Source organism: Rhodococcus sp. RDE2 (assembly GCF_020885655.1).
Classification (GTDB): domain Bacteria; phylum Actinomycetota; class Actinomycetes; order Mycobacteriales; family Mycobacteriaceae; genus Rhodococcus; species Rhodococcus pyridinivorans.
In genome coordinates this window covers 2,872,735-2,893,881 of sequence record NZ_AP025186.1, presented here as the reverse complement: position 1 = coordinate 2,893,881, position 21,147 = coordinate 2,872,735, and the positions used below count along the sequence as shown (strand labels likewise).

Here is a 21,147-nt window from a genome sequence, read left to right as displayed (position 1 = left end):
GTGTGACCTCAGCCGGACGACTCCGCGCGCGGCGCCGCCTCCACCGGCGGATCGTCGTCGTGCACCGGTAGCCGACGCGGACCCGGACCCTGCTGCCCGAGCACGTCACCGGGATTCGCGAGCGGACACGACGCCAAGCTCAGGCACCCGCAGCCGATGCAATCGGTGAAACTGTCCCGCAACGCGGTGAGATCCTCGATGCGGCGGGTCAGCCGGTCGTGCCACGCCCGCGACAGCCGCGCCCAGTCCTCCGTCGTCGGCACACGACTGTCCGGCAACGAATCGAACGCCTCCTTGATCTCGTCCAGCGACACCCCCACGCCCTGCGCGACCTTGATGAACGCGACCTTGCGCAGCGTGTCGCGGCGATAACGCCGCTGATTGCCCGAGGTGCGGCGACTGGTGATCAGACCACGCGACTCGTAGTAGTGCAGCGCCGAGACCGCCACCCCGGAACGGTCCGCCAACTGGCCGGGTGTCAGCCATATCGCAGGGTTCATCGGCCCCCTCCTCGCCCCGCAGACATCGTGATCGAGTTGTGCTGCACAGTACCGGCCACCGGAGACGCCGGGCACCCGGCTCGCGTGAGCACCCGGGGTCAGAACGACGGCGGCCCGAACTCGGCAGCGACCTCCGGCGCATCCATCCGCAACATGTCGTACGCGGTGTGCGCCCACGTCCGCACCGACTTCGGGTACGGCCGCTCGAACCGTTCGCAGACCCGCGCCGTCGCCAACGCCGCCTCGAACCGCCACTTACGGGAACCGCTCACGAACGTCCGGGCCTGGAACAGATAACTCGATGCGGGGATCGTCACGCCGACCACCGTAGAACCTCCGACCGGCCCAGCGGGGGAGCGGCACCCCGCGCGCCCCGCCGCTGCCGCCCGTCCCGACCACATTCCTAAGGGAGTGTTAGGAACCGCCACAGCCCCTTCCGCAACCACTGTGACCCGAACCACTGTGGGGAGCGCACAGATCCCCGCAGCGAAAGGAGTCCCCGGTGAGCACCACCTCGACGGGCGAACGCCGAGTCATCGGCAACGTGTTGAAAGGCTCGGTCGGCAACCTGATCGAGTGGTACGACTGGTACGTCTACGCCGCGTTCAGCGTCTACTTCGCGAAGGAATTCTTCCCCGAAGGCGACCCCACCGCCCAACTGCTGTCCACCGCAGCGATCTTCGCCGTGGGATTCCTCATGCGACCGATCGGCGGCTGGATCATGGGCCGCTACGCCGACCGGCACGGACGGCGCTCGGCGCTGACCCTGTCGGTCACCGTCATGGCCGTCGGCTCCCTCATCATCGCCGTCACCCCGGCCTACGCGACCATCGGACTCGCCGCACCCCTTCTTCTCGTCCTCGCCCGCATGATGCAGGGACTGTCCGTCGGTGGTGAATACGCCACCAGCGCCACCTATCTCGCCGAGGTCGCCTCACCCGGACGCCGCGGGTTCTACTCGAGCTTCCAGTACGTCACCCTCGTCGCCGGACAGCTCATCGCCCTCGGCGTCCAGATCGTCCTGCAGCTCACCCTCTCCGCCGAGGCCATGCAGGCGTGGGGCTGGCGCATCCCGTTCGTCATCGGCGCCGTCGCCGCCGTCGCCGTGATGTGGCTGCGCCGCACCATGGACGAATCCGAAGCGTTCACCGAGGAAGTCGCGGCCAAGAGCACCGCCGACCAGCCGGACGGCGCGCCCGAGCAGGGCGGCATCCGGATGCTGCTGCAGTACCCCCGCGAATGCCTGCTGGTGTGCGCGCTGACCCTCGGCGGCTGCGTGGCGTTCTACACCTACACCACCTACATGCAGAAATACATGATCAACACCTCCGGCATCTCCAAGGACACCGTGGCCTGGATCAACTTCGCCGCCCTGCTGGTGTTCATCGTCCTGCAACCCATCGGCGGGGCCCTCTCGGATCGCATCGGCCGCCGCAAGCTGCTCATCTTCTTCGGGGTCGGCGGCACCGTGCTCACCGTCCCGCTGATGACGATCCTCGGCAGCACCACGCACCCGCTGATCGCGTTCGGACTGATGATGCTCGGCCTGACCGTCGTCACCGGCTACACCTCGGTCAACGCCATCGTGAAGACCGAACTGTTCCCCACCGAGGTCCGCGCGCGCGGTGTCGGCCTGCCCTACGCGCTGACCCTCGCGATCTTCGGCGGCACCGTCGAAACCGTCGCGCTCGCCCTCAAGCGCGCCGGCCACGAATCGCTATTCTTCTACTACGTGACCGGCTGCATCGCCGTCTCGCTCGTCGTGTACTTCTTCATGCGGGAGACCTCCGACGGCTCACCCCTGGACCGCACGAGCACCCACACCGACACCCCCGACGAGCACGCCGACCTGGCCAGCTCACGACACTGACCGAAAGGGACCCACGTGCAGATCGCGGTGGTCGAGGACGACGACGGAGTCGGCGACGCCCTCGTCGAAGCCCTCACCTCCCACGGCCACCGGCCGATCCGCATGCGGCGCGGCGCCGACCTGCTCCTCGGCCACCGCGACCTCGACGTCGTCATCCTCGACCTCGGCCTGCCCGACGCCGACGGCCTGCAGGTGCTCCGGCAACTGCGGGCCGTCAGCGACGTCCCCGTCGTGATCCTCACCGCGCGCGGCGACGAACGCTCGGTGGTACGCGGCCTGCGCGGCGGCGCCGACGATTATCTCGTCAAACCGGCCCGCCTGGCCGAACTGCTCGCCCGCGTGGACGTCGTCACCCAACGGCGCCGCGCGCTGTCCGAGTCCTCCCGCATCGTCCGCGCCGGCGACGTCGTCGTCGACCTCGATGCCCGCGAAGTCGAGGTGGGCGGCGAACCGGTGACTCTCACCCCGAAGGAATTCGACCTGCTCGCCGTCCTCGTCGCCCGCCCCGGCGCCGCGGTCAGCCGCCAACAACTCATGGATGCCGTGTGGGGCGACGCGTATGTGGCGATCTCCCGGTCGCTCGACGTGCACATGACCGGGCTGCGCGCGAAACTCGCCCGCCCCGGACTCATCTCCACCATCCGCGGCTACGGCTACCGGTGGGGCGGCTGACATGCGCCGGCGGGTCCTGGCGGTGTTGCTCGTCTTCGCGACCGTCGCCGTCGTCGCCTTCGCCGTCCCGCTCGCCCTCGCCACCAGCGCCGGCCGCACCGCCGTCCTGGGAGCGAACCGGGAAGCCGACGCCCACCACTTCGCCACCCTCGCCGTCCAGATGCGCGCCCCCGGCAGCACCGCCCTGCTCGACGAGGAAGTGACCCGCTACCACCGCCTCTACGACGAGGGCGTGCTCATCGTCGACGCGCGCGGCGCACCCCGCGCGAGCGCGGGCCTGACCCCGACCGATCCCGGTGTGCCGGAGGCGATCACCGCCGGTCTGCGCAACCAGAAACAGGGCATCGGGGGTCCGCTGACCCCGTGGTCCCCGCAGCGGGTACTGCTCGCCGTGCCGGTGGGCACCGGCGCCCAGGTCGAAGGAGCCGTCGTCGTCGAGGTGTCCACCGACGCCGCCCGCCACGACATCCGCACCTCGTGGCTGCTCATCGTCACCGGTGCGGCAGCGGCCCTCGTGCTCGTCACCATCCTCGCGACCGCCCTGTCGCGGTGGACGGTCCGCCCGCTCACCGCACTCACCGCGCGGGTCGCGGCGCTCACCGACAGCGTCCCGGCGCTGCATCCACGCTTCCGCACCGGCGACACCACCGTCTCGGTCCGCTACCACGGCCCACCGGAGGTCCGGGAATTCACGCAGGCCTTCGACACCATGTCCGAAGCCGTCCGCACGTCCACCCGCGCCCAGAAACAGCTCATCGCCGACACCGCGCACCAACTCCGGAACCCGCTCGCCGCCCTGCACATCCGGCTCGACTCCCTCGAACCGCACGTCGCTGCCGCCGGCACGGAGACCTACCGGCGCACGGCCGTCGAAGTCGACCGGCTCGGCGGCATCCTCGACGGCCTGCTCGCCCTCGCCACCGCCGAAGCACCCACCGACACAGCGGGCACCGAAGGACACGACGGGTGCGATGTCGGCGCCGTCGTCGCCGACCGCGTCGATGCCTGGTCCGAGGCCCTCGCCGAGGCCGGCATGACCGTCACCGTGGACGAACCGTCCGCGCAGCGCCTGCACGCCTGTTTGTCCGCCGACCATCTCGCGCAGGTGCTCGACGTGCTGCTCAGCAACGCGAGCAAGTACGCACGCGCGGCCACCGGGGTCCGCATCATCACCCGGCGCAGTGGCGGGACCGTCCGGATCCGCGTCGAGGACGACGGCGCCGGAGTCGCACCCGACGAGCTCGGCGCCCTCACCTCCCGGTTCTTCCGCGGGTCCGGAGCCGACGGGCCCGGCACCGGCCTCGGGCTGTCCATCGCGGTCGCGCTCGTCGAGAGCGGCGGCGGCACCCTCGACCTCGCCGCCGCCGACCCGCACGGACTCGCCGTCACCCTGACCCTGCCCGCCGACTCCCGCGCGGAGGCATCATGATCACCCGCCGCGATCTCCTGCGGTCCGTCGCGCTGCTCGCGGTCGGCGGCGCCGTCGCCGGCTGCGCACCGACCGGGCAGCGTGAGGAACTGATCCTGGCGGCAGGGGAGGAGGGCGGGTTCTTCTGGGAGTTCGCGGAACTCACCGCGGCCGCCGCCGAGCGAGCGGGTCTTCCCATTACGGTCGTGCCGGAACGCACCCCGGGATCGGTCACCAATCTCGCCGCCTTGATGGCGGGGGACGCGGAGCTGGCGCTGACCCTCACCGACGTCGCGGTGCGGGCCCACGACGAGGGCGCCCAGTTCACGGCGATCGGGCGGGTCTACGAGAACTACATGCAGTTGGCCGTGCGTGCAGACTCACCGATCCGGGAGATCGCCCAGTTGCGGGGCGCACGGATCAGCCTCGGCGCTCCCGGCTCGGGTGCCGAATTCACCGGCGAACGCATCCTCGCCGTCGCCGGGCTCGCCGAGCCGGGAGCCGTCACCCGGGTGCACCTGTCGATGGCCGACGCCGGTCGCGCAGTGGTGGACGGCGAGATCGACGCCGTCCTGTGGGCGGGTGGTGTTCCTACCCCATCGTTTGCGAACCTGGGTGTGCCGCTGCGGCTGATCGATCTGTCCGTGCTCCTCGAACCGCTGCGGGCGCGATTCGGTCCGCGTTACGAACCGGTGCTCATCCAGCCCGGCACGTACGGGCAGCCGGACGCCGTCGCCACCATCGGCTTGGGCAACCTGCTGCTCGCCGGCGCCTCGGTGTCGGACGAGGCGGCCCCCGCACTGGTGGATCTGCTCGTCGACCGCGCCTCCGAACTCGTGCCGGCCCAGGCCACCGGCAGTCAGTTCCTCGACCGGCAGTCGCTGATCGTCACCGCCGATGTCCCGCTGCATCCGGGAGCGGTGGCCGCGTACCGGCGCCATCACGGTTGACGAGACGGGCGGGCAGGGGAGAAGGACCCCGGAATCGTGCCGTCCCAAGGGCGGACAGTGGGGTGGAAGGCATGCGCTGGTGTCGTGGGGATGCGGTGCGGAGATCGGGCTCGCCCTCGAGGTTCGAGGAGATCGGGACCGGATCGGCTGTGCAGGGGACATGCGCGGGGCACAATGGAACCGCTCACCTCTGTGTGCGTGAAACCTGTTGTCTGACAATATGATTCATGGATAACGGTGATTATCCATCAAATGTGGAAGAGGTGAGAAGGGGTAAGCGGTGGTCGCGGCACCCTGGGGGACGGGATGAGTCCGCCCGCCACATGCACATCATTCGGACGGTCTACTGCGCGACGTGCACGCGACAATGACACGGTGTTGCCGCAACGCACTGCATCAGCAAACTTGCGAGTCGCAGCAGTATGCATGTCGCAGTGTGCATGTCGCGCGCAGTGCGACACCGATGAATATGCGACCGATCGTGCGGCGGCCGGGCCGGCGGCTCGGTCCGGTACAGGCGCCGCCGGGCCGAGTCGGGCCGCGTGGGATCCGAAGGCGGGCCGGGGTCGAATCGACGCGGGTTGCATGCGGGACGACATCGCATCGACGCGTGTCGAATCAAGGATCTCCGGAGCGCTCGGGACGCCCTGCCGCACCTACCCGGAGGAGGTCCGATTCCACCCTAGTTAACATAATGTAGATTATCGGCACTTTTGATATGGGCGGTGACCTGGGGTTCGGCGCTGATAATCCCGATGCCGCCGACCGGCGTCCCGATCCGCAGATTCGCGCCGTCGTCGCACTGCGTCGCATCGTGCGCCGTGTCGTCCGGCGCGCGTTGTTCACTCACGCGTCGTGCGACGTACGAACCGGGCCGCACGACGCGCTCCCGACGCTCGATCTGCCGCGCATCCCGCCGTGCCCGATCCGTGGCGCCCGATCCGCGCCGTTCGGGCTTCTCAGCCCGTGGCCGGCCCGGACCGCCGCCTGGTGTCGGTTCGCTGCCTCGGGCGCCCGGTACGACCTTCCGGGCCCGCCGCCCTCGTCCCCTGCCTGCCTGTCCGCCCAGCCGTCGTGAAAACGTCACAGTGACGTTTTCACGTGGTCCGCGGAGTCCTGCTGTGGGCACGTATCTGCGTCGATATCATCGGCGCGGCAGTGACAATGCGATCCGGGAAGGTCGACCGTGACGCAACCACGGCTCCTGCGTTTCTGGGTGGTCTTCGCGATCACCACCGTCCCGTTCTACCTCTGGGGCGCACTCACCGACGGTGAACTCGACCTCGCCGGTGCGCGCGTGCCGATCAGCGCGTTGATGTTCGCCTGCCCGGCACTTGCGGCCCTCGCCGCCGGCGGCGGACGCGACGCGGCCGGGCAACGTATGCGCACGCCGCCGCGCGCGCTGTGGCTGATCGTCGCACTCGTTGTACCAGCTATGCTGGTGCTGGTCGCATCCATCGCGGTCGCCGGTGCCGGTCCGTCCGGCATTTCCGTCTCCCTCGTGGCGGTCGCCGGTGCGTATCTCGTCGCGGCGGTGTGCGAGGAGCTCGGGTGGACGGCGGTGTTGATGCCGGCGCTGTTGCGTACCCGCGGTGTGCTGTCCACCGGCGCGGTGATCGGCGTGATCTGGGCGCTGTGGCATCTTATTCCGTACGTGCAGGCCGGTTACGGGTCGGCGATGCTGCTCGGCCAGCTCGCGTTCACCGTCGTCTTCCGGATGCTGCTGGTGCAGATGACGGTCGCCGGCGGCGGCGCGCCGATCATCGCGGTGGTCGGTCACGCCTCGTCCAATGTGGCGTGGACGCTCCTGGCGGCGAGCGGGATCTACTCGCCTGTCGCGTCCGCGGTGGCCGTCGGGGTCGCCGTGCTCGTCCTGACCTGTCTGCGGGTCGCGTCCCGCCGGGTCGAGGGTGCGGACTCCCCTCCTCCGCCTCGGACGACAGACCCAGAAACGTCACAGTGACGCATTCATCCTGGGCTCCCGTGCATTATGACGGTCGCCGCAACCGCCGCAACCGCCGCAACTGCGCGGACAGATAATCCCGGGCACGGCGATGACCACCGACCCGGACGAGTTCGTCGGCGAGCTCCTCGAGCAGTCGCGTCAGCAGCTCCTCGTCGGGTGTCCAGCCGCGCTGCCGGCACCGGTCGAGCCATTCGACCGGCGCGACATGTCCGCGGTCGGCGTTGCAGCGTCGGCACGCGGCGACCTCGTTGGCGGTGATGCTCGGCCCGCCTTTCAGTCGCGGCACCAGATGATCGGTGGTCGGGGTGATCAGCCGCCCGAACTCCCGTCCGCACCACAGGCACCGCCCGTCCTGACGGTCGAGGGCGAGCGAGAGTCGGCTGACGCGGTCCATCCTCCGATCGTGGCCCATCGGCGTCGCCGTGGTCGCCGGTGGGTCCGATCCGGTGTCCCGGAGACGATTTCAGGGGCGTGCTTCGAGGACGAGGTTGAAGGGCGTTTCGGTGGCGCGGCGGAAGGTGCCGAATCCGGCTTCGGCCGCGACATCGGCGAGCCGTCGCTCCCCTGCCTGCGCGCCGAGCCCGAGCGCGACCGGCTGGTCGAGCGACGACGGGGTGCACAGCACCGTGGACGCGGCGTAGTACATCCGGCCGACGGGATTGAGGTTCTCGGGCAGGCTGTCGCGGGCGAACGGTTCGACGAGCATCACCGTGCCGTCGTCGGCGAGCGCGCCGCGCGCGTACCGCAGTGCGCCGACGGGATCGCCCATGTCGTGCAGGCAGTCGAAGTAGCAGATCAGGTCGTAGTCGGATCCGGGGAAATCCACGGCCGAGGCGACCTCGAAGGTGGCGTTGTCGACGCCCTCCTCCGCGGCCAGTTCCGTCGCCCGCGCGATGGACGCGTCGTGGTAGTCGAAGCCGCGGATGGTGGATTGCGGGAATGCCTGCGCGAGCAGGGTTGTGGAGACCCCGTGGCCGCAGCCGATGTCGGCGACGGTGGCGCCGGCACGCAGTTTGTCGACGACTCCGTCGAGGGTGGGCAGCCACACGTCGACGAGGTTGGCGCGGTAGCCGGGGCGGAAGAACTGTTCGGTGCCGACGAACAGTTCGGGATCGTGTTCGTGCCAGCCGAAACCCTCTCCGTTGCGGATGCGTTCGGTGATGCGCAGCCGGTCCTTGTAGACCGAACTGATCAGGTGGAGGCCGCCGGCGAGGTAGACCGGGCTGTCCTCGCGGGCGAGCGCCATGGCGTGTTCCGGGGACAGTGTGAAGGTGTCGTTGTCCGGCTCGTAGGTCAGATATCCGCTCGCTACCTGTGCTGACAGCCATTCGCGTAGATAGCGTTCGCGGAGGCCGGTGCGGGCCGCGAGTTGTTCGCTGGTGGTCGGGCCGGATTCGTCGAGGGCTCGCCACAGGCCCAGATCGACACCGATCAGGACCAGGGCGCCGTTCATGGCCGCGCCCATGTCGACGACGAGTTGTCCGAGGGTCTGTTCGAGTCGTGCTTGGTCGGGTTCGTGTATCTCCGTGGTCATCACGCACCTCCTGGCGATGGGAGTACTCGCTCACGGTAGGTCGCGTGGTCGGTTCCTCGGCGTCGGCTCGGGTTCGATCGGGTGTCGATCCGGGTGGCAGTGCGGACCGGGAGGTCACGAACCGGTGTTGAGAGAATGACGCGGGGTGCACGTCGTGTTGCAGACAGCTACGCTTGTAGCAGACTGCAACATCAGGAGGCCGTCATGACGTCGTCCACCGACAAGGTCACCCGCTTCGACGCCGAACTCGTCGACAGCGCTATCGCGGAGGGCGGCCGCCAGAACCGCACCGGACGCCAGCAACTCGAATACTGGGCCCGTATCGGCCGCGCGATGACCGCCCATGAGACCGCCTCCTTGCACCGGGTGCACGAGGCGCTGGCCGGGACGCGGGAGCTGAGCGAGCTCACCGCCGCGGAGGGACGGCTGTTCGACGCGGAGATCGATGCGCGCCTGGCGGACGGGCTGGTCCGCACCGATTACGCCGCGGTGCTCGCCGCGCGTGGGGTCACCACGGTGGTGCTCGACGACGAGGGCCGGTTGGTCGAGCAGCGTCCCGACGGTAGTCGCCGGGTGCTCGACGACGCATGAGGCGTCTGGATCTGATCGTCGGTCCCAATGGTTCCGGTAAGTCGACGTTCGTCGAGTTGTCCCTCGCTCCCCTGCTGCCGCGCAGTGTGTTCGTCAACGCGGATGTGATCGCGCGGCAGCGTTGGCCCGACCGTGCCGAGGAGATGTCGTACGAGGCGGCGCAACTCGCCGCGGCGGCGCGGGACCGGTTGCTGCGGCAGGGCCGGTCGTTCATCGCGGAGACGGTGTTCTCGCATCCGTCGAAGCTGGAGCTGATCGACCGGGCACACGAGGCGGGCTTCACGGTGGTGCTGCATGTGATGCTGGTGCCGGAGGCGATGTCGGTGCTGCGTGTGCAGCACCGGGTGGCCTCCGGTGGGCATGCGGTGCCCGAGGACAAGATCCGGGCGCGTTATCGACGGTTGTGGCCGCTGGTGGCCGAAGCGATCGGCCGCGCCGATCAGGCGTCGGTGTACGACACGGCGTGCGGGACCCCGGTGGTGGTGGCGCGGTTCGCCGGCGGGGTGCCGGTGGGTGCGGTGCGCTGGCCGGGATGGGTGCCGGCGGCGCTCACCGGGCTCGGCTGAGAGATCCGGGCCCGGTGAGCGGTTGCGACGAGATCAGTTCGTCGCCGCGCTCGTGGTGAACGGCAGCACCAGCCGCGAGGGGTGCGCGGCGTCCCGGTAGATCTTGTGGGTCACCGGGCGGCCGACGGGCAGGTGGAAGGCGTCCGGCGGCAGCAGTGCGTTGTGTTCGTCGGCGAGCGGTTCGTTGTTCGACAGTTCCACGACGAGCTTGTGGCCCGGCATGAAGGTGTTGGCGAACGGATACAGCCGCAGCACGTATTCCTCGATGGTGCCGGGTTCGACCGGCACGGCGCGGGTGTGCGGATGGTAGGGGTCGCCCTCGGTGGTGCGCTCGTCGAGTTCGCGGTGGGAGGCCTTGAGGTAGCCGGTGGTGATCAGCTGCCGCTTGCCGTTCGGGGCGTAGTCCCACATGCGGAGGATGAAGTTGGTGTCGGGCTGGTCGATCTCGGCGAAGAGGTGCGCGGCGCCGGTGCCGATCATCTCGGTGGGTTCGGCGAACACCGGCGTTTCCCAGCGCAGGATCTCGACCTTGTCGGTGACCGTGAGCGGCGCCTGGTAGAAGCCGTCCGGGGCGGCGTACTGCGTGCCCATCGGTTCGGGTTCGGTGGACAGCTTGCCGCGCGGCCGCAGGTACAGCGCCCGGTGCTCGACGTCCTTGGGCGGCCACTGGTCGGCGGTGACGCGCTGTCGGGAGCCTTCGACGAAGACGTTCACGGCGGGTTCGTCCATGATGCCGTTGTCGATGCCCTTGATCCAGTAGTCGTACCAGCGGAACATCGTGTCGTGCTCTTCGATGAAGGGCCGCGACTGCATGGGCGGGTAGGGGCCGATGTCGAGCTTCTTCGGTCCCTGCAGGGCGTGGAACAGTTCGATGGTGCCGTCCATCGTCCAGCCGCGGCCCTGGTCGATCTGCAGGTAGACGGGGATGTCGATGTTCCGGGCGAGATTGATCGGGTTGCGTTCCTCGTACCAGTCGCCGTCGAGTTCGTTGGTGATGATGTCGAACCACGCCTCGTGGTGCTTCGGGTAGTGCAGCACGTGCACGAGATTCGGCCAGGCCGCGACGTCCGGGTCGGCGAGCCGCTGGGCGACGCGCGCCCGGATCTCGTCGGGGGTGTAGGTCTCGAGCATGCGGGACTTGACCCGCTCGGTGAACGCCCAGCCGGAGTCACCGCCGCGGCCCTCGCGGGCGGCGCGGGGCATGAACCACATGATGCCGCCGTGGTAGGTGGTCTCGTAGAAGTCGTAGTGGCCGCCGGAGACGAAGATGGCCTTCAGGTGTGGGGGTCGTTCGGCGGCGGCGAGGACCTGCATGGACCCGAAGTAGGAGATGCCGATCATGCCGACGTTGCCGTCGCACCACGGCTGCGCGGCGACCCATTCGATGAAGTCGTAGGCGTCCTGCCCGAGGGAGACCCCGCCGGCGTTGTAGTTGCCGATGTGCTCGCCGTCGGAGTCGCCGGAGCCGCGGATGTCGCCGATGACGTGGACGTAGTCCTCGGCGACGACGCGGGCGATGTCGCCGGCCTCGATGCAGCCGTCCCACATGGGGCTGGGGCGGCGTTGCGGCGGGGTGGTCAGGGCGAGTGCCTGGAGTTCCTTGCCGTAGGGGCTCAGCGCGACCAGCGCGGGGCGGGGCTTGTCGTCGACCCCGTGGTAGGCGTCGGCGGCCAGCTCGACGCCGTCGCGCATGGGGACCCGCAGGTGCTTGCGGATGTGGATGGTCTGTCCGCCTGCGTCGAACGTTTCGAACTCGGCCATGAGAACCTACGACTCCTCTTCGTGTCGGTGCTGGTGCGAGAACTGGGTGCGGTAGCCGTGCAGTGTGGTGAAGAACGGGGACGGCTCGAGGGTGGGATCGCCGGTGTAACCGAGGTCGTCGGCGACCGGGGCGAACGGCGAGTACGCCGAGTCGGTGTCGAGCAGTCCGTGGCACAGGCAGCGGTGCGCGGCGCCGCGCACTCCCCCTTCGATGTCGACGCTCTCGCGGAGGGCTTCGGCGGCCTGGTCGCGGTCGAGTTCGACGCCGTAGGGGGTGCCGTCGGCGCGGCGGTAGGGATGCCCGAGATAGAGGGTCTCGGGGCGGATCGTCTCGCGCAGGTAGGCGAGGCTGTCGCGGTAGGCGTCGGGGTCGGTGTAGCCGGGGAATCCGTTGGCGGCGCCGTGTACCTGGACGGCGTCGCCGACGAATACGCTGTTCTGCCCTTCGACGACGTAGGCGACCGAGCCCGGGGTGTGCCCGGGGATCGAGTGCACGGAGATCTCCACTCCCCCGCCGAGGGAGATGGTTTCGCCGCCGCGTACGAGCAGGGTCGGTTCCATCTCCCCGGAGATGACGGCCTCGGCGGCGGCGGTGACCTTCGCGGCCCCGTCGGGGTCGTTCAGGTACCGGCCGCGGCCGGTGAGGTAGTCGTCGACGTGGGCCTGCCGGGAGCGCAGCAGTGGGGCGTCGGCCTCGTGGATGACCACCTGCGCTGTGCGGCCGGTGGCCTCCCACAGGGCGTGGGCGCCGCCGATGTGGTCGATGTGCCCGTGGGTGAGCAGGATCCACCGCACGTCCTCGAGCCGCCGGCCGAGCGTGTCGAGGGCGGGGGCCATGCCCTCGGCCGGGGACGACGCGATGCCGGTGTCGACGATCGCGGGCTCGTCGGCGTCGATGAAGAAGGTGTAGAGCCCGAAGCGTCCCCATGGGGAGACGATCGGGTGGATCGTCGCCTCATTCATGGGCGGTGCCCTGCAGGAAGGCGGCGGTCTCGTCGAAGACCTGCGCGTATTCGGGGATCCACGAGAAGTTCTGCACGAAGCCGTGGTTGGCACCGGCGTAGCGGCGCAGCGTCACCGGCACCCCGGCCTCGTCGAGCCGCCGGGCGTAGAGTTCGCCTTCGTCGCGCATCGGGTCGAACTCGGCGGTGACGACCAGCGCCGCCGGCAGCCCCGACAGGTTCTGCCGCTTGATCGGTGAGACGCGCGGGTCGGCGGGGTCGGCGCCGCTGTCGAGGTAGAAGGCGTTGAACGGTTTCAGTCCGGCGGTTTCGAGGCCGTAGCCGACGGCGTTCTCCCGCATCGACGGGTAGCGGTCCTCGTCGAAGTCCAGGTCGAGGGACGGGTAGTACAGCACCTGGTGGGTGATGCGGTCGAACCCGTCGTCGTGGGCCAGGCCGGTGACGGCGGCGACGAAGTTGGCGCCGGAGCTGTCCCCCGCCACCGCGAGAATCTTTCCGTCCCAGCCGAGTTCGTTGCCGTGGTCGGCGGCCCAGCGCACGGCGCCGTAGCAGTCGTCGAGACCGGCGGGGAACTGCGCTTCGGGGGCGCGGCGGTAGCCGACGGAGATCACCGTGCAGCCGGTGGTCTTCGCGAGGTGGCGGGCGACGTGGTCGTGGGTGTCGAGGCTGCCGAGGAAGAACGCGCCGCCGTGGAAGTAGACGACCAGGCCACAGGTGTCGGTGTCGGTCGGGGTGTAGATCCGCACCGGCACCTGCCCTGCCGGGGTCGCCGCGATCGTGTCGCGGACGTCGTGCAGGGGCAGTCGCTCCTCGAGCGGCGGAACCTGTGTCTGCTCCCCGGCGCGCATCGCGGCCGGATCGAGCGGTCCGGGCGGCGGGGCGGGCAGGTCGGCGAGGATCCGGGCGATCTCGGGGTGCAACGGCATGGCCGGTCGTCTCCTTCGGGCGGTGAACGGGTGGGGTGGGGATCTACTGGGCGGGCTGCTGCGCTGCGGGTTTCTGGCCCGGGAAGACGTCCTGGACCTCGTCCTCGGTCCAGCCCTGGCGGGAGATGCGCTGCAGTTCGTCGGTGACCGGTTTGCGCTGCGCCCGGAAGGCGGTGAGCGCCGCGGCGACGGTGTCGGTGTCGCGCAGGCAGTCGGCGAGCGCCCCGGCGTCGAGGATCGCCGAGTTCGCGCCCTGACCCTGGTGGTGCAGCATCGAGTGGGCGGCGTCGCCGATGAGCACCACGGAGTTGCTGTGCCAGCGCTCGATCGGGTCGATGTCGTAGACACCGCGGATGTTGACGATGTCCATGTCGAGGCCGGCGGTGATGTCGACGATGCGCTGGTCGAATCCGGCGACGGTGGCGAGCATGTCCTCCTTGCTCACCTGCGGCGCCCAGTCGGGGTCGGGGCACAGGGCGGTGATGTCGAAGGACACCTGGCCGCGGTGGCGCAGCGGCAGCAGGTACACCTTGGTGCCCTTGCCGATGTACATGCGCAGGTTGTCGTCGGTGACCATGCCGTGCGCGTCGGCGACGTCGATGACGGCGCGGTAGGCGCGTTCACCGGAGAACACCGGTTCGGCGGCGGAGAACAGTTGCTCACGGACCACGGACTTGATGCCGTCGGCGCCGATGACCAGGTCGGCGTCGACGCTGGTGCCGTTGGTGAAGGTCAGGGTGCTGCGGTCGCCGTGGTCCTCGATGCGCTCGAGCCGGTGGCCGAGTTTCACCATGCCGTCGGGCAGGGAGGCGATGAGGGTGTCGATGAAGTCGCCGCGGTGGATCAGGTGGGTGTGCTTCTGGTCGCCGTGCGCCGGCCAGGTGTCCTTCATGATCGGCTCGCCCGTGGCGGTGAGGATCTCGAAGTAGTCGCTCGGGGAGCTGACCTTGGCGATGTCGTCGAAGATGCCCCACTCGCGGAAGCGTTCCATGCTCGACGGGCGCAGGCCGATGCCGGCGCCGACCTCGCGGATCTCGGGGGCCTGTTCGTAGACGGTGACGTTCGCGCCGAGCAACGACAGGGCCCGGGCGGCGGCCGCACCGGCATAGCCCGCGCCGACGATGGCGATGGTGAGGTTGGTCGGATCCGAGGTCTGCATGTGGGTGTCTCTTTCGGAGGGCGCGCAGGGTGCGCGCCGGGAGATTCGGGTCAGGGTTGCGCGATGGTGAGGAAGTCGGCGGGGTTCTCGACGAACAGCTTGGTGATGGTGGCCTCGTCGAGTCCGGCCTCGCGCAGGTCCGGGATGAGGTCCTCGAACAGGTAGTTCACGGTGTGTCCCTTGACGCCCGGCCAGCCGAGTGGGCTGCAGTTGGCGTCGACGCCGGCCAGGGCCTGATCGAGGTGGCCGGCGTTGAGGAAGCGCAGGAAGTGGGCGAGGCGCTCTTTGCGGGGGCGGGCCCAGAACGGCGGGTCCTCGAGTTCGGTTTCGTAGCCGAAGGTGTCGAAGCCGACCCGGCCGCCCTGCTGCGCGATCCAGGTGTCGCGGGTCTTCTCGGCGTTGACGCCGTCGTCGGCGTGCCCGAACAGCACGCGGTGCAGCGGCAGGCCCTCCTCGGTGAAGATGGCGATGGCGTTCTCGGCGTCGATGGCGAGGTGGGTGAGGATCGGCACGCCGGTGGCGAGGGCGGCGCGGGCGGCGGCGCGGTAGATGCGCTTGTCGAGTTCGGTCATCTTCCCGCCGCGGGAGACCCCGACCTTGATGACGCCGGCGCGGCTGCCGGTGTCGCCGATGCCGACGGTGATCTCGTGCACGAACTGGCGCATCAGGTAGTCGACGGAGGCGCGTTCGAAGAACGGCAGGGCGGTGTCGCCGCCGACGAAACCGGTGCAGGCGACGATGTGCACACCGGTCTTCGCGGAGAGGGACTTGTAGTAGTCGATGTCGCGGCCGTTGCAGATGCCGGTGACGTCGACGAAGGTGCCGCCGCCGTACTCGTGGAACTTGCGCAGCTTCGGGACGGTCTCCTCGTAGCGGACCTCGGGGCTCTTCCACCAGTGGGTGTCCAGCTCGGAGCCGGGCATGCCGTATCCGATGTGCTCGTGGACGGCGACGATGCCCAGTTCCTCGGGCGCGATCGGGCCCAGGACGGTGTTGACTCTCGACACAGCAATTCCCCTTCGGGACGAAGACTTCTCGGTGATGGGTGGTCGGCGGCGGTTCAGCGCGCGGCCAGCAGGTCCTGCGGGTTGGCGATGAGGATCTGCTGCACCGCGTCGTCGGTGAGACCGGCGTCGGTCAGCTGCGGCACGAAACCGGTGAGCACCGTCTCGTAGGGCAGATCGTTCGCCGGATGCCCCTTGGCGACGCCGGTGACGCTCGACGACAGCAGGATCCGGTGACCGAGACCGGCGTCGACGAGGTCGCGGACCAGGGCGACACGCTCGGTGTCGGAGATGTGGGTCTCGTCGTCGGTCCCGACATGGTCGAGGGCGATGAAGGCGCCGCGACGGGCGATCTTCTCCGGGGCGCCGGCGGCGACGGCGTCGCGACGGTCCAGGCCGGCGACGACGATGCGGTCGGCGGGCAGCTCCTCGCCGAGGGCGACGTCGAGGTCGGCGAGGGCGTCGGCGCCGTAGCGCAGGATCGCCGCGACCCCGGTGTCGCGGGCGGCGCGGGCGGCGCCGCGGAACAGGCTCTCCTCGGTGGCGGTCATGCCGTCGGGATTCGCCGCGGTGGTCACCAGGCCGGCGGGGCCGCGGCGTTCGACGCGCGGCACGACCATGCCCTCGGTGATCTCCTGGGTGAACAGGTCGGCGAACTTGTCCGCGGGCCACGGGGTGGGCGGGTTGGTCTGCGGGGTCAGGAAGTAGCCGCCGAGCAGGTTCTCCGGGCCCAGGCCGGTGGAGGCGACGATGTGCACCCCGGAAGCGCGGGAGAGGTTCTCGTACAGCGGCACGTCGCGGCCGTGGAACATGCCGGTGGCGTCGACGACGGTGCCGCCGCCGGCGGCGCGGAAGGCGCGGAGCTTGGCGAGCAGCGTCGCGAAGATCTCGGCGCGGTCGAAGTCGATGTCGTAGGCGTGCTGGGCGCCGGGCAGCACCGACAGCAGGGCCTCGTGGATCGCGACGACACCGAGGTCGTCGGCGGGGACGGGGCCGAGGACGGTGTGGACGGTGCGGGGCGCGGCGCCTGTCATCGGCACTTTCCTTTCGTCGACATCGCTGGTTACGCGACGTGGTGGCAGTCACAGTACGGATTCGGATTACAGACTGTCAAGTGAATTATCGGAACGACGTGTGACTGTACTCGCCGGTAAGTGCTGCGTCGAGGATAGGATTTCGCCCATGTCGCTCCGTGCCGCCCAGAAGCAGATGACCTACGAGCTGTTCCTCGCCAAGGCGCTCGAACTGTTCGGCACCAAGGGCTACGCCGCAACCACCATCGACGACATCGCCACCGCCGCCGGATCCACGAGAACCACCTTCTACCTGCACTTCTCGTCGAAAGCCGACGTGATGAGCGCGCTGCTGACCAAGGTCGACTCGATCCTCACCGCCGCCGACGACCCGTCGCTGACCGAGGTCGTCGCCTCCGGCTCCCGCGCGTTGATCCGGCAGTGGCTCGACCGCAAACTCACCCAGTGGGACGAGATCGAGCCGTACATGACCGCCTCCTACCAGGCGGCCCACGAACCGGACGTCGCGACGACCACCGAGCAGTGGTTCGAAAGCGCCGTCGCCGACATGACCGCCGGTCTCGACCGGGCCGGCCGGCTCGACCCGGACCGCCGGCGCATCCGCTGCGTGTTGGCGTTCGGGCAGCTCGAACACATGTCCCGGCGCTACTTCTCGCTCGGCTGGCGCACCCCGCGCGAGATCTGCCTCGACGAACTCACCGACTCGTGGTGCTACCTGCTCGACGCGCAGAACGACTGACCATCGGCGCGGTCACTCGCCGATGGTCGCGCCGGTGGTGGCCTCGACGAGGATGGCCCGCAGCCACAAGATGAACGCGGTGTCGGCCAGGCGCGGATTCCACACCATGTCGATCCCCAACGGCGGCACCGGCAACGGGAACTCCTCGATCCGCAGCGGCAACTGACGACGCATCTGTGCCGCGACCCGCCAGGTGTGGATCGCGACCCCACCGGCACGCGCCACCAACTGCGGCACCATCAGAAAATCCGACACCAGACCACCGATCCGATAGGGCACCCCGGCCGCATCCAGCACCGCATAGGGGGTGATGCGGTGCCGCGCGTCGTAGGCGGTGTGCGGCACCGATTCGAGCAACTCCAGCGCCCCGGCGTCGGGAGCGGTGTCGGGGTGCGCGACGACCACCCACCGGTTCTCGTAGAGCCGCTCGCGCGGATAGGGCGCGGCGAACGCCTCCGACACGAGCACCACATCCACCCCGTCGTCGGTGAAGTCCGCCGGCTGCGGCTCGACGAAGGTGCGGATACGCACCGTCGCGTGCGGGGCCCGCTCGCCGATCACCCGCATCAGCTCCGCCCCGACCACGAAGGCGGTGCTGGTGGTCATCGCCAGGGTGATGGTGCGCGTGTCGCGGGCCGGGTCGAAACCGGGAAAGTTCACCACCCGCGCGGTCTGCCGCAGCACCTCCCGCAGCGGCGCGATCAGCTCGACGGCGCGCGGGGTGAGCGCCAGCCCGCTCCCCTGCCGCACCACCAGTTCGTCATCGAGCAACCGGCGCATCCGGCCCAGCGCATGACTCATCGCCGGTTGCGTCATCCCGACCCGCGCGGCGGCGCGGGTGACCGAGCGTTCCTCGAGCACCGCCAGCAGCGGCACCAGCAGGTTGAGGTTCACCGCGGCCAGCCGCGCGAGGTCGGGATCGGCCGGATGCTCCGAAGGGCGGGTCACGCCCACGAACCTACCGAGCCGCCCTCGCGGTGCTCGGCAGTTCCCCGGTGACCGCGGCGCGCCGCAGCCGCGGGATGGGGATGCGGTCGTTGATCGCCACCGCCACCCCCGCGCCGTCCGGATGCCGCCAGTGCAGCAACGCCGGTCCGCGCGGATCCTCTCCGGCCAGGACGGTGGGCTCCCCGTCGACTGGCAGGTGCCCGATCGCCTTGAGATGCAGTCCGAACTGCTCGGTCCAGAAATACGGATCGGCATCGAACTCGGGTGCGGCGTCGCCGAGCAGCACGGCCGCTGCGGCGATGCGGGCCTGCTCGATCGCGCTGTTCCACAACGGGATCCGCCGCACCACCCCGCGGACCGGTACATGCGCGACGTCACCGGCGGCGACGATGCCCGGCGCGACCCGCCCGCGCGAGTCGGCGACCAACCTGCCGTCGGTGAGCACCCTGGACTCGCGCAGCCACTCGACGTTCGGGATGTCGCCGATCGCGGCGACGACCAGCTCGGCGGTGACGCGGCTGCCGTCGTCGAGGGTGATCGTCCCGGCGGCGAAGCCGGCGGCGGTACCGTAGACGAGTTTGACCCCGGCGGCGGTGGCGGCGGCGGTGAACAGCTCGGACAGATACGGCCCGAACTGCGGGCGCATCGGGGCGGTGTCGGCGACGACGGTGACCTCGCAGCCGGCCTGCACGGCGGCGGAGGCGACCTCCATGCCGAGCGGACCGGCGCCGACCACCGCCACCGACGGCCGGTCGGCGAGCCGCTCGCGCAGGGCGAGGGCGTCGTCGAGGGTGCGCAGCACCAACGCCTCCCCCAGCGGCCGGGGGCGCGCACCGGTGGCGATGACGAGCCCGTCGAACTCCAGCGCGGTGCCGTCGTCGAGGTGCACGAGCCGTGCGTCCACGTCCAGGCCGACCGCGGCGTCGCCGAGACGTTCGGTGGCGCCGTGCGCCGGGGCGGCGAGTTCGTGGGAGCCACCGTCGGTGAGCAGCGCCTTCGACAACGCGGGCCGCGAGTAGGCGGGGACCGGTTCGTCGCCGACGACGGTCAGCTGCCCGGTGAACCCGGCGCCGCGCAGGCTGTCGCAGGCAGTCTGCCCGGCGATGCCGTTGCCGACCACCACGATCCGCTCCATCACGGTGGGCATGTCAGCTGCGGTGCTCATGCGAGCTTCAGAGCGGCGACGGGACACACCCGCACGGCGGCGCTCGCGGCCGCGGCCTGCGGGCTGCCCTCGGGCACCTCGACGATGTCGAGGACCAGTTCGCCGTCGTCGTCGAGATGCATCAGCTCGGGTGCGGCCTCCTCGCACAGGCCGTGGCCTTCACAGCGGGGACGGTCGAGGGTGATCTTCATGCGGGCACAACCTCCAGGATCTCGAGGGCGTCGATGGAACGGGTGGTGTTGCTGGGCACCCGGATCGGGTCGGCGGCAACGAGGCGGCGCGCGTGCCGGGCCAGGGCGGCGATGATCGCGTGGGCCTCGAGGCGGGCCAGGCCCTGCCCGGCGCAGCCGTGCGGGCCGTAGCCGAAGGACAGGTGATCGACCGGGTTGCGGGCCACCCGGAAGGAATCCGGGTCGTCGTAGTGCCGCGGGTCGCGGTTGCCGGAGCCGAGCAGCACCGCCGCCTGCGACCCGCCGGGGATCAGGTGGCCGTCGATCTCGATGTCGCGGGTGACGGCGCGACCCCAGGCGTGCAGCGGCGCCCAGTAACGCAGCACCTCCGCGAAGGCGGACGGCACCAGCGTCGGATCGGCGCGCACGAGGTCGAACTGGTCGGGAAACGCCGCGAACAGCGCGATCAGATTGCCGATCGAGGCGATGGTGGTGTCCACCCCGGCCCCGAGATACTGGTGGATGATGTGCCCGGCGCTGCCGGCGGGGACGGCGCCGCGCGCCTCGGCGTCGAAGATGCCGCGCCCGACCGAGCCGGGGGTCAGATCCTCGGCCTGCACCTGCGAGCACCACGCGTACAGCTCCCCGGCGATGGGGAAGTTCTCGGCGGTGCGCTGGTTCATCGGGCCGAGCACCTCCATGGCGGCCTGTCCCCAGCGCAGCATGTTCGCGCGTACCTCGCCGGTGAAGCCGATGAGGTCGGCGACGACCTCGAGCGGGAAGGCGCGGGCGAGGGCGTCGATCGCCTCGAAGGAACCGGTGGTGACGAGGTCGGCGACGAGCGTGTCGGCCTTGGTCTCGATGGTGGTCTTCAGTCCGCGCAGGGCGCGCGGCGAGAGGTTCTCGGTGAGGGTGGCGCGCAGTTCGGTGTGAACGGGTGGGTCCGAGGCCAGGGAGGTGCCCTGGAGGGCGTCGTTGGCGGCGGGGTTGAAGGCGATGGCGCGCGAGGAGAACGTCGCGGTGTCGGCGAGGGCGCCGCGGATGACGTCGTAGCGGGTCAGGGCGTAGACGTCGTGGCGCGGCAGGTACACCACGGGGCCGAGTTCGCGCAGCTGTGCGAAGGTCGGATAGGGGTCGACGAGGACGTCGTCGGCGAACAGGTCGACGTCGGCGGTGGGAGGGCTGCTGGTCATGCCCTCAGTGAAGCGACCCCCCTGGGATT

General features: G+C 69.9%; 23 protein-coding genes. 9 read left to right on the top strand and 14 right to left on the bottom strand.

Annotated elements, in window-relative coordinates; translation table 11 throughout:
* Positions 1-8: 8 nt before the first annotated feature.
* Together soxR and LPH33_RS13465 are read right to left on the bottom strand one after the other, a co-directional pair.
* Entirely contained in the window at positions 9-500 is a 492-nt protein-coding gene (soxR, locus tag LPH33_RS13470) for a redox-sensitive transcriptional activator SoxR (protein ID WP_016696413.1), read from the bottom strand.
* Positions 501-598: 98 nt separating this feature from the next.
* Positions 599-817, bottom strand: a complete 219-nt coding sequence (locus LPH33_RS13465) for a hypothetical protein (protein WP_226949839.1) — start codon at positions 815-817, stop codon at positions 599-601.
* Positions 818-1,002: 185 nt separating this feature from the next.
* Here LPH33_RS13465 and LPH33_RS13460 point away from each other — a divergent pair, with 185 nt between their 5' ends.
* The 6 genes from LPH33_RS13460 (at position 1,003) to LPH33_RS13435 (ending at position 7,363) form a co-directional block, all read left to right on the top strand.
* Entirely contained in the window at positions 1,003-2,370 is a 1,368-nt protein-coding gene (locus LPH33_RS13460) for an MFS transporter (RefSeq protein WP_229564935.1), read from the top strand.
* Positions 2,371-2,385: 15 nt separating this feature from the next.
* Positions 2,386-3,042 carry a response regulator transcription factor gene (locus LPH33_RS13455; protein ID WP_016696416.1) on the top strand — a complete coding sequence of 219 codons (657 nt, stop codon included), beginning with the start codon at positions 2,386-2,388 and terminating at the stop codon, positions 3,040-3,042.
* Position 3,043: 1 nt separating this feature from the next.
* On the top strand, positions 3,044-4,471 hold the full coding sequence (locus tag LPH33_RS13450) for a sensor histidine kinase (protein ID WP_229564934.1): 1,428 nt from the start codon (positions 3,044-3,046) through the stop codon (positions 4,469-4,471).
* Positions 4,468-5,400, top strand: a complete 933-nt coding sequence (locus tag LPH33_RS13445; RefSeq protein WP_229564933.1) for a TAXI family TRAP transporter solute-binding subunit — start codon at positions 4,468-4,470, stop codon at positions 5,398-5,400. The genes LPH33_RS13450 and LPH33_RS13445 overlap by 4 nt, the downstream gene beginning before the upstream one ends.
* A gap of 718 nt (positions 5,401-6,118) precedes the next feature.
* Positions 6,119-6,478: a hypothetical protein gene (locus LPH33_RS13440; protein WP_229564932.1), complete on the top strand. Its 360-nt coding sequence runs from the start codon at positions 6,119-6,121 to the stop codon at positions 6,476-6,478.
* Between the two features lie 108 nt (positions 6,479-6,586).
* Entirely contained in the window at positions 6,587-7,363 is a 777-nt protein-coding gene (locus LPH33_RS13435) for a CPBP family intramembrane glutamic endopeptidase (RefSeq protein WP_229564931.1), read from the top strand.
* 25 nt (positions 7,364-7,388) lie between these two features.
* Here the strand turns inward: LPH33_RS13435 and LPH33_RS13430 are convergent, their stop codons facing one another.
* Together LPH33_RS13430 and LPH33_RS13425 are read right to left on the bottom strand one after the other, a co-directional pair.
* A complete protein-coding gene (locus tag LPH33_RS13430; protein WP_160877726.1) occupies positions 7,389-7,760 on the bottom strand; it encodes an HNH endonuclease in 372 nt (123 codons plus the stop codon).
* A gap of 69 nt (positions 7,761-7,829) precedes the next feature.
* The gene (locus tag LPH33_RS13425; RefSeq protein WP_229564930.1) at positions 7,830-8,900 is read right to left on the bottom strand and encodes a class I SAM-dependent methyltransferase; all 1,071 of its coding nucleotides are present in this window, start codon (positions 8,898-8,900) and stop codon (positions 7,830-7,832) included.
* Between the two features lie 204 nt (positions 8,901-9,104).
* Here LPH33_RS13425 and LPH33_RS13420 point away from each other — a divergent pair, with 204 nt between their 5' ends.
* Positions 9,105-9,491: a TA system antitoxin ParD family protein gene (locus tag LPH33_RS13420; protein WP_160877730.1), complete on the top strand. Its 387-nt coding sequence runs from the start codon at positions 9,105-9,107 to the stop codon at positions 9,489-9,491.
* Positions 9,488-10,057, top strand: a complete 570-nt coding sequence (locus tag LPH33_RS13415; RefSeq protein WP_160877732.1) for a zeta toxin family protein — start codon at positions 9,488-9,490, stop codon at positions 10,055-10,057. The genes LPH33_RS13420 and LPH33_RS13415 overlap by 4 nt, the downstream gene beginning before the upstream one ends.
* A gap of 33 nt (positions 10,058-10,090) precedes the next feature.
* Here the strand turns inward: LPH33_RS13415 and LPH33_RS13410 are convergent, their stop codons facing one another.
* The 6 genes from LPH33_RS13410 to LPH33_RS13385 are packed head-to-tail and all read right to left on the bottom strand — an operon-like array spanning position 10,091 to position 16,903.
* On the bottom strand, positions 10,091-11,818 hold the full coding sequence (locus LPH33_RS13410; protein ID WP_229564929.1) for a CocE/NonD family hydrolase: 1,728 nt from the start codon (positions 11,816-11,818) through the stop codon (positions 10,091-10,093).
* A gap of 6 nt (positions 11,819-11,824) precedes the next feature.
* Positions 11,825-12,781 (bottom strand): MBL fold metallo-hydrolase, encoded by a 957-nt coding sequence (locus tag LPH33_RS13405; protein ID WP_229564928.1) that lies wholly within the window; start codon positions 12,779-12,781, stop codon positions 11,825-11,827.
* Positions 12,774-13,706: an alpha/beta hydrolase gene (locus tag LPH33_RS13400; RefSeq protein WP_160877738.1), complete on the bottom strand. Its 933-nt coding sequence runs from the start codon at positions 13,704-13,706 to the stop codon at positions 12,774-12,776. Before LPH33_RS13400 ends, LPH33_RS13405 begins: the two co-directional genes overlap by 8 nt.
* 43 nt (positions 13,707-13,749) lie before the next feature.
* Positions 13,750-14,865 carry an FAD-dependent oxidoreductase gene (locus LPH33_RS13395; protein WP_160877700.1) on the bottom strand — a complete coding sequence of 372 codons (1,116 nt, stop codon included), beginning with the start codon at positions 14,863-14,865 and terminating at the stop codon, positions 13,750-13,752.
* A gap of 50 nt (positions 14,866-14,915) precedes the next feature.
* On the bottom strand, positions 14,916-15,872 hold the full coding sequence (locus LPH33_RS13390; protein ID WP_160877698.1) for a phosphotriesterase: 957 nt from the start codon (positions 15,870-15,872) through the stop codon (positions 14,916-14,918).
* A 53-nt stretch (positions 15,873-15,925) separates the two neighbouring features.
* The gene (locus LPH33_RS13385; protein WP_229564927.1) at positions 15,926-16,903 is read right to left on the bottom strand and encodes a phosphotriesterase; all 978 of its coding nucleotides are present in this window, start codon (positions 16,901-16,903) and stop codon (positions 15,926-15,928) included.
* A gap of 148 nt (positions 16,904-17,051) precedes the next feature.
* On the opposite strand from LPH33_RS13385, the gene LPH33_RS13380 reads away from it, so the two are divergent.
* Positions 17,052-17,642, top strand: coding sequence for a TetR/AcrR family transcriptional regulator (locus LPH33_RS13380; RefSeq protein WP_229564926.1), 591 nt, complete (start codon positions 17,052-17,054; stop codon positions 17,640-17,642).
* Positions 17,643-17,654: 12 nt separating this feature from the next.
* On the opposite strand, the gene LPH33_RS13375 is transcribed toward LPH33_RS13380, so the two are convergent.
* Genes LPH33_RS13375 through LPH33_RS13360 form a run of 4 tightly spaced genes read right to left on the bottom strand, consistent with a single transcriptional unit; the run spans position 17,655 to position 21,118 of the window.
* On the bottom strand, positions 17,655-18,590 hold the full coding sequence (locus LPH33_RS13375) for a LysR family transcriptional regulator (RefSeq protein WP_229564925.1): 936 nt from the start codon (positions 18,588-18,590) through the stop codon (positions 17,655-17,657).
* 10 nt (positions 18,591-18,600) lie between these two features.
* A complete protein-coding gene (locus tag LPH33_RS13370) occupies positions 18,601-19,755 on the bottom strand; it encodes an NAD(P)/FAD-dependent oxidoreductase (RefSeq protein WP_229564924.1) in 1,155 nt (384 codons plus the stop codon).
* Positions 19,752-19,946: a ferredoxin gene (locus LPH33_RS13365; protein WP_085470249.1), complete on the bottom strand. Its 195-nt coding sequence runs from the start codon at positions 19,944-19,946 to the stop codon at positions 19,752-19,754. Before LPH33_RS13365 ends, LPH33_RS13370 begins: the two co-directional genes overlap by 4 nt.
* On the bottom strand, positions 19,943-21,118 hold the full coding sequence (locus LPH33_RS13360) for a cytochrome P450 (protein WP_160877688.1): 1,176 nt from the start codon (positions 21,116-21,118) through the stop codon (positions 19,943-19,945). The genes LPH33_RS13365 and LPH33_RS13360 overlap by 4 nt, the downstream gene beginning before the upstream one ends.
* Positions 21,119-21,147 lie beyond the last annotated feature (29 nt).

What these genes read in the sequence shown, in the direction of transcription:
- LPH33_RS13445 (WP_229564933.1), top strand. Translation starts at nt 4,468, where the DNA reads ATGATCACCCGCCGCGATCTCCTGCGGTCCGTCGCGCTGCTCGCGGTC.
- LPH33_RS13400 (WP_160877738.1), bottom strand. Translation starts at nt 13,706, where the DNA reads ATGCCGTTGCACCCCGAGATCGCCCGGATCCTCGCCGACCTGCCCGCC.
- LPH33_RS13380 (WP_229564926.1), top strand. Translation starts at nt 17,052, where the DNA reads ATGTCGCTCCGTGCCGCCCAGAAGCAGATGACCTACGAGCTGTTCCTC.
- LPH33_RS13425 (WP_229564930.1), bottom strand. Translation starts at nt 8,900, where the DNA reads ATGACCACGGAGATACACGAACCCGACCAAGCACGACTCGAACAGACC.
- LPH33_RS13440 (WP_229564932.1), top strand. Translation starts at nt 6,119, where the DNA reads ATGGGCGGTGACCTGGGGTTCGGCGCTGATAATCCCGATGCCGCCGAC.
- LPH33_RS13420 (WP_160877730.1), top strand. Translation starts at nt 9,105, where the DNA reads ATGACGTCGTCCACCGACAAGGTCACCCGCTTCGACGCCGAACTCGTC.
- LPH33_RS13395 (WP_160877700.1), bottom strand. Translation starts at nt 14,865, where the DNA reads ATGCAGACCTCGGATCCGACCAACCTCACCATCGCCATCGTCGGCGCG.
- LPH33_RS13415 (WP_160877732.1), top strand. Translation starts at nt 9,488, where the DNA reads ATGAGGCGTCTGGATCTGATCGTCGGTCCCAATGGTTCCGGTAAGTCG.
- LPH33_RS13370 (WP_229564924.1), bottom strand. Translation starts at nt 19,755, where the DNA reads ATGAGCACCGCAGCTGACATGCCCACCGTGATGGAGCGGATCGTGGTG.
- LPH33_RS13360 (WP_160877688.1), bottom strand. Translation starts at nt 21,118, where the DNA reads ATGACCAGCAGCCCTCCCACCGCCGACGTCGACCTGTTCGCCGACGAC.
- LPH33_RS13405 (WP_229564928.1), bottom strand. Translation starts at nt 12,781, where the DNA reads ATGAATGAGGCGACGATCCACCCGATCGTCTCCCCATGGGGACGCTTC.
- soxR (WP_016696413.1), bottom strand. Translation starts at nt 500, where the DNA reads ATGAACCCTGCGATATGGCTGACACCCGGCCAGTTGGCGGACCGTTCC.
- LPH33_RS13410 (WP_229564929.1), bottom strand. Translation starts at nt 11,818, where the DNA reads ATGGCCGAGTTCGAAACGTTCGACGCAGGCGGACAGACCATCCACATC.
- LPH33_RS13385 (WP_229564927.1), bottom strand. Translation starts at nt 16,903, where the DNA reads ATGACAGGCGCCGCGCCCCGCACCGTCCACACCGTCCTCGGCCCCGTC.
- LPH33_RS13365 (WP_085470249.1), bottom strand. Translation starts at nt 19,946, where the DNA reads ATGAAGATCACCCTCGACCGTCCCCGCTGTGAAGGCCACGGCCTGTGC.
- LPH33_RS13430 (WP_160877726.1), bottom strand. Translation starts at nt 7,760, where the DNA reads ATGGACCGCGTCAGCCGACTCTCGCTCGCCCTCGACCGTCAGGACGGG.
- LPH33_RS13450 (WP_229564934.1), top strand. Translation starts at nt 3,044, where the DNA reads ATGCGCCGGCGGGTCCTGGCGGTGTTGCTCGTCTTCGCGACCGTCGCC.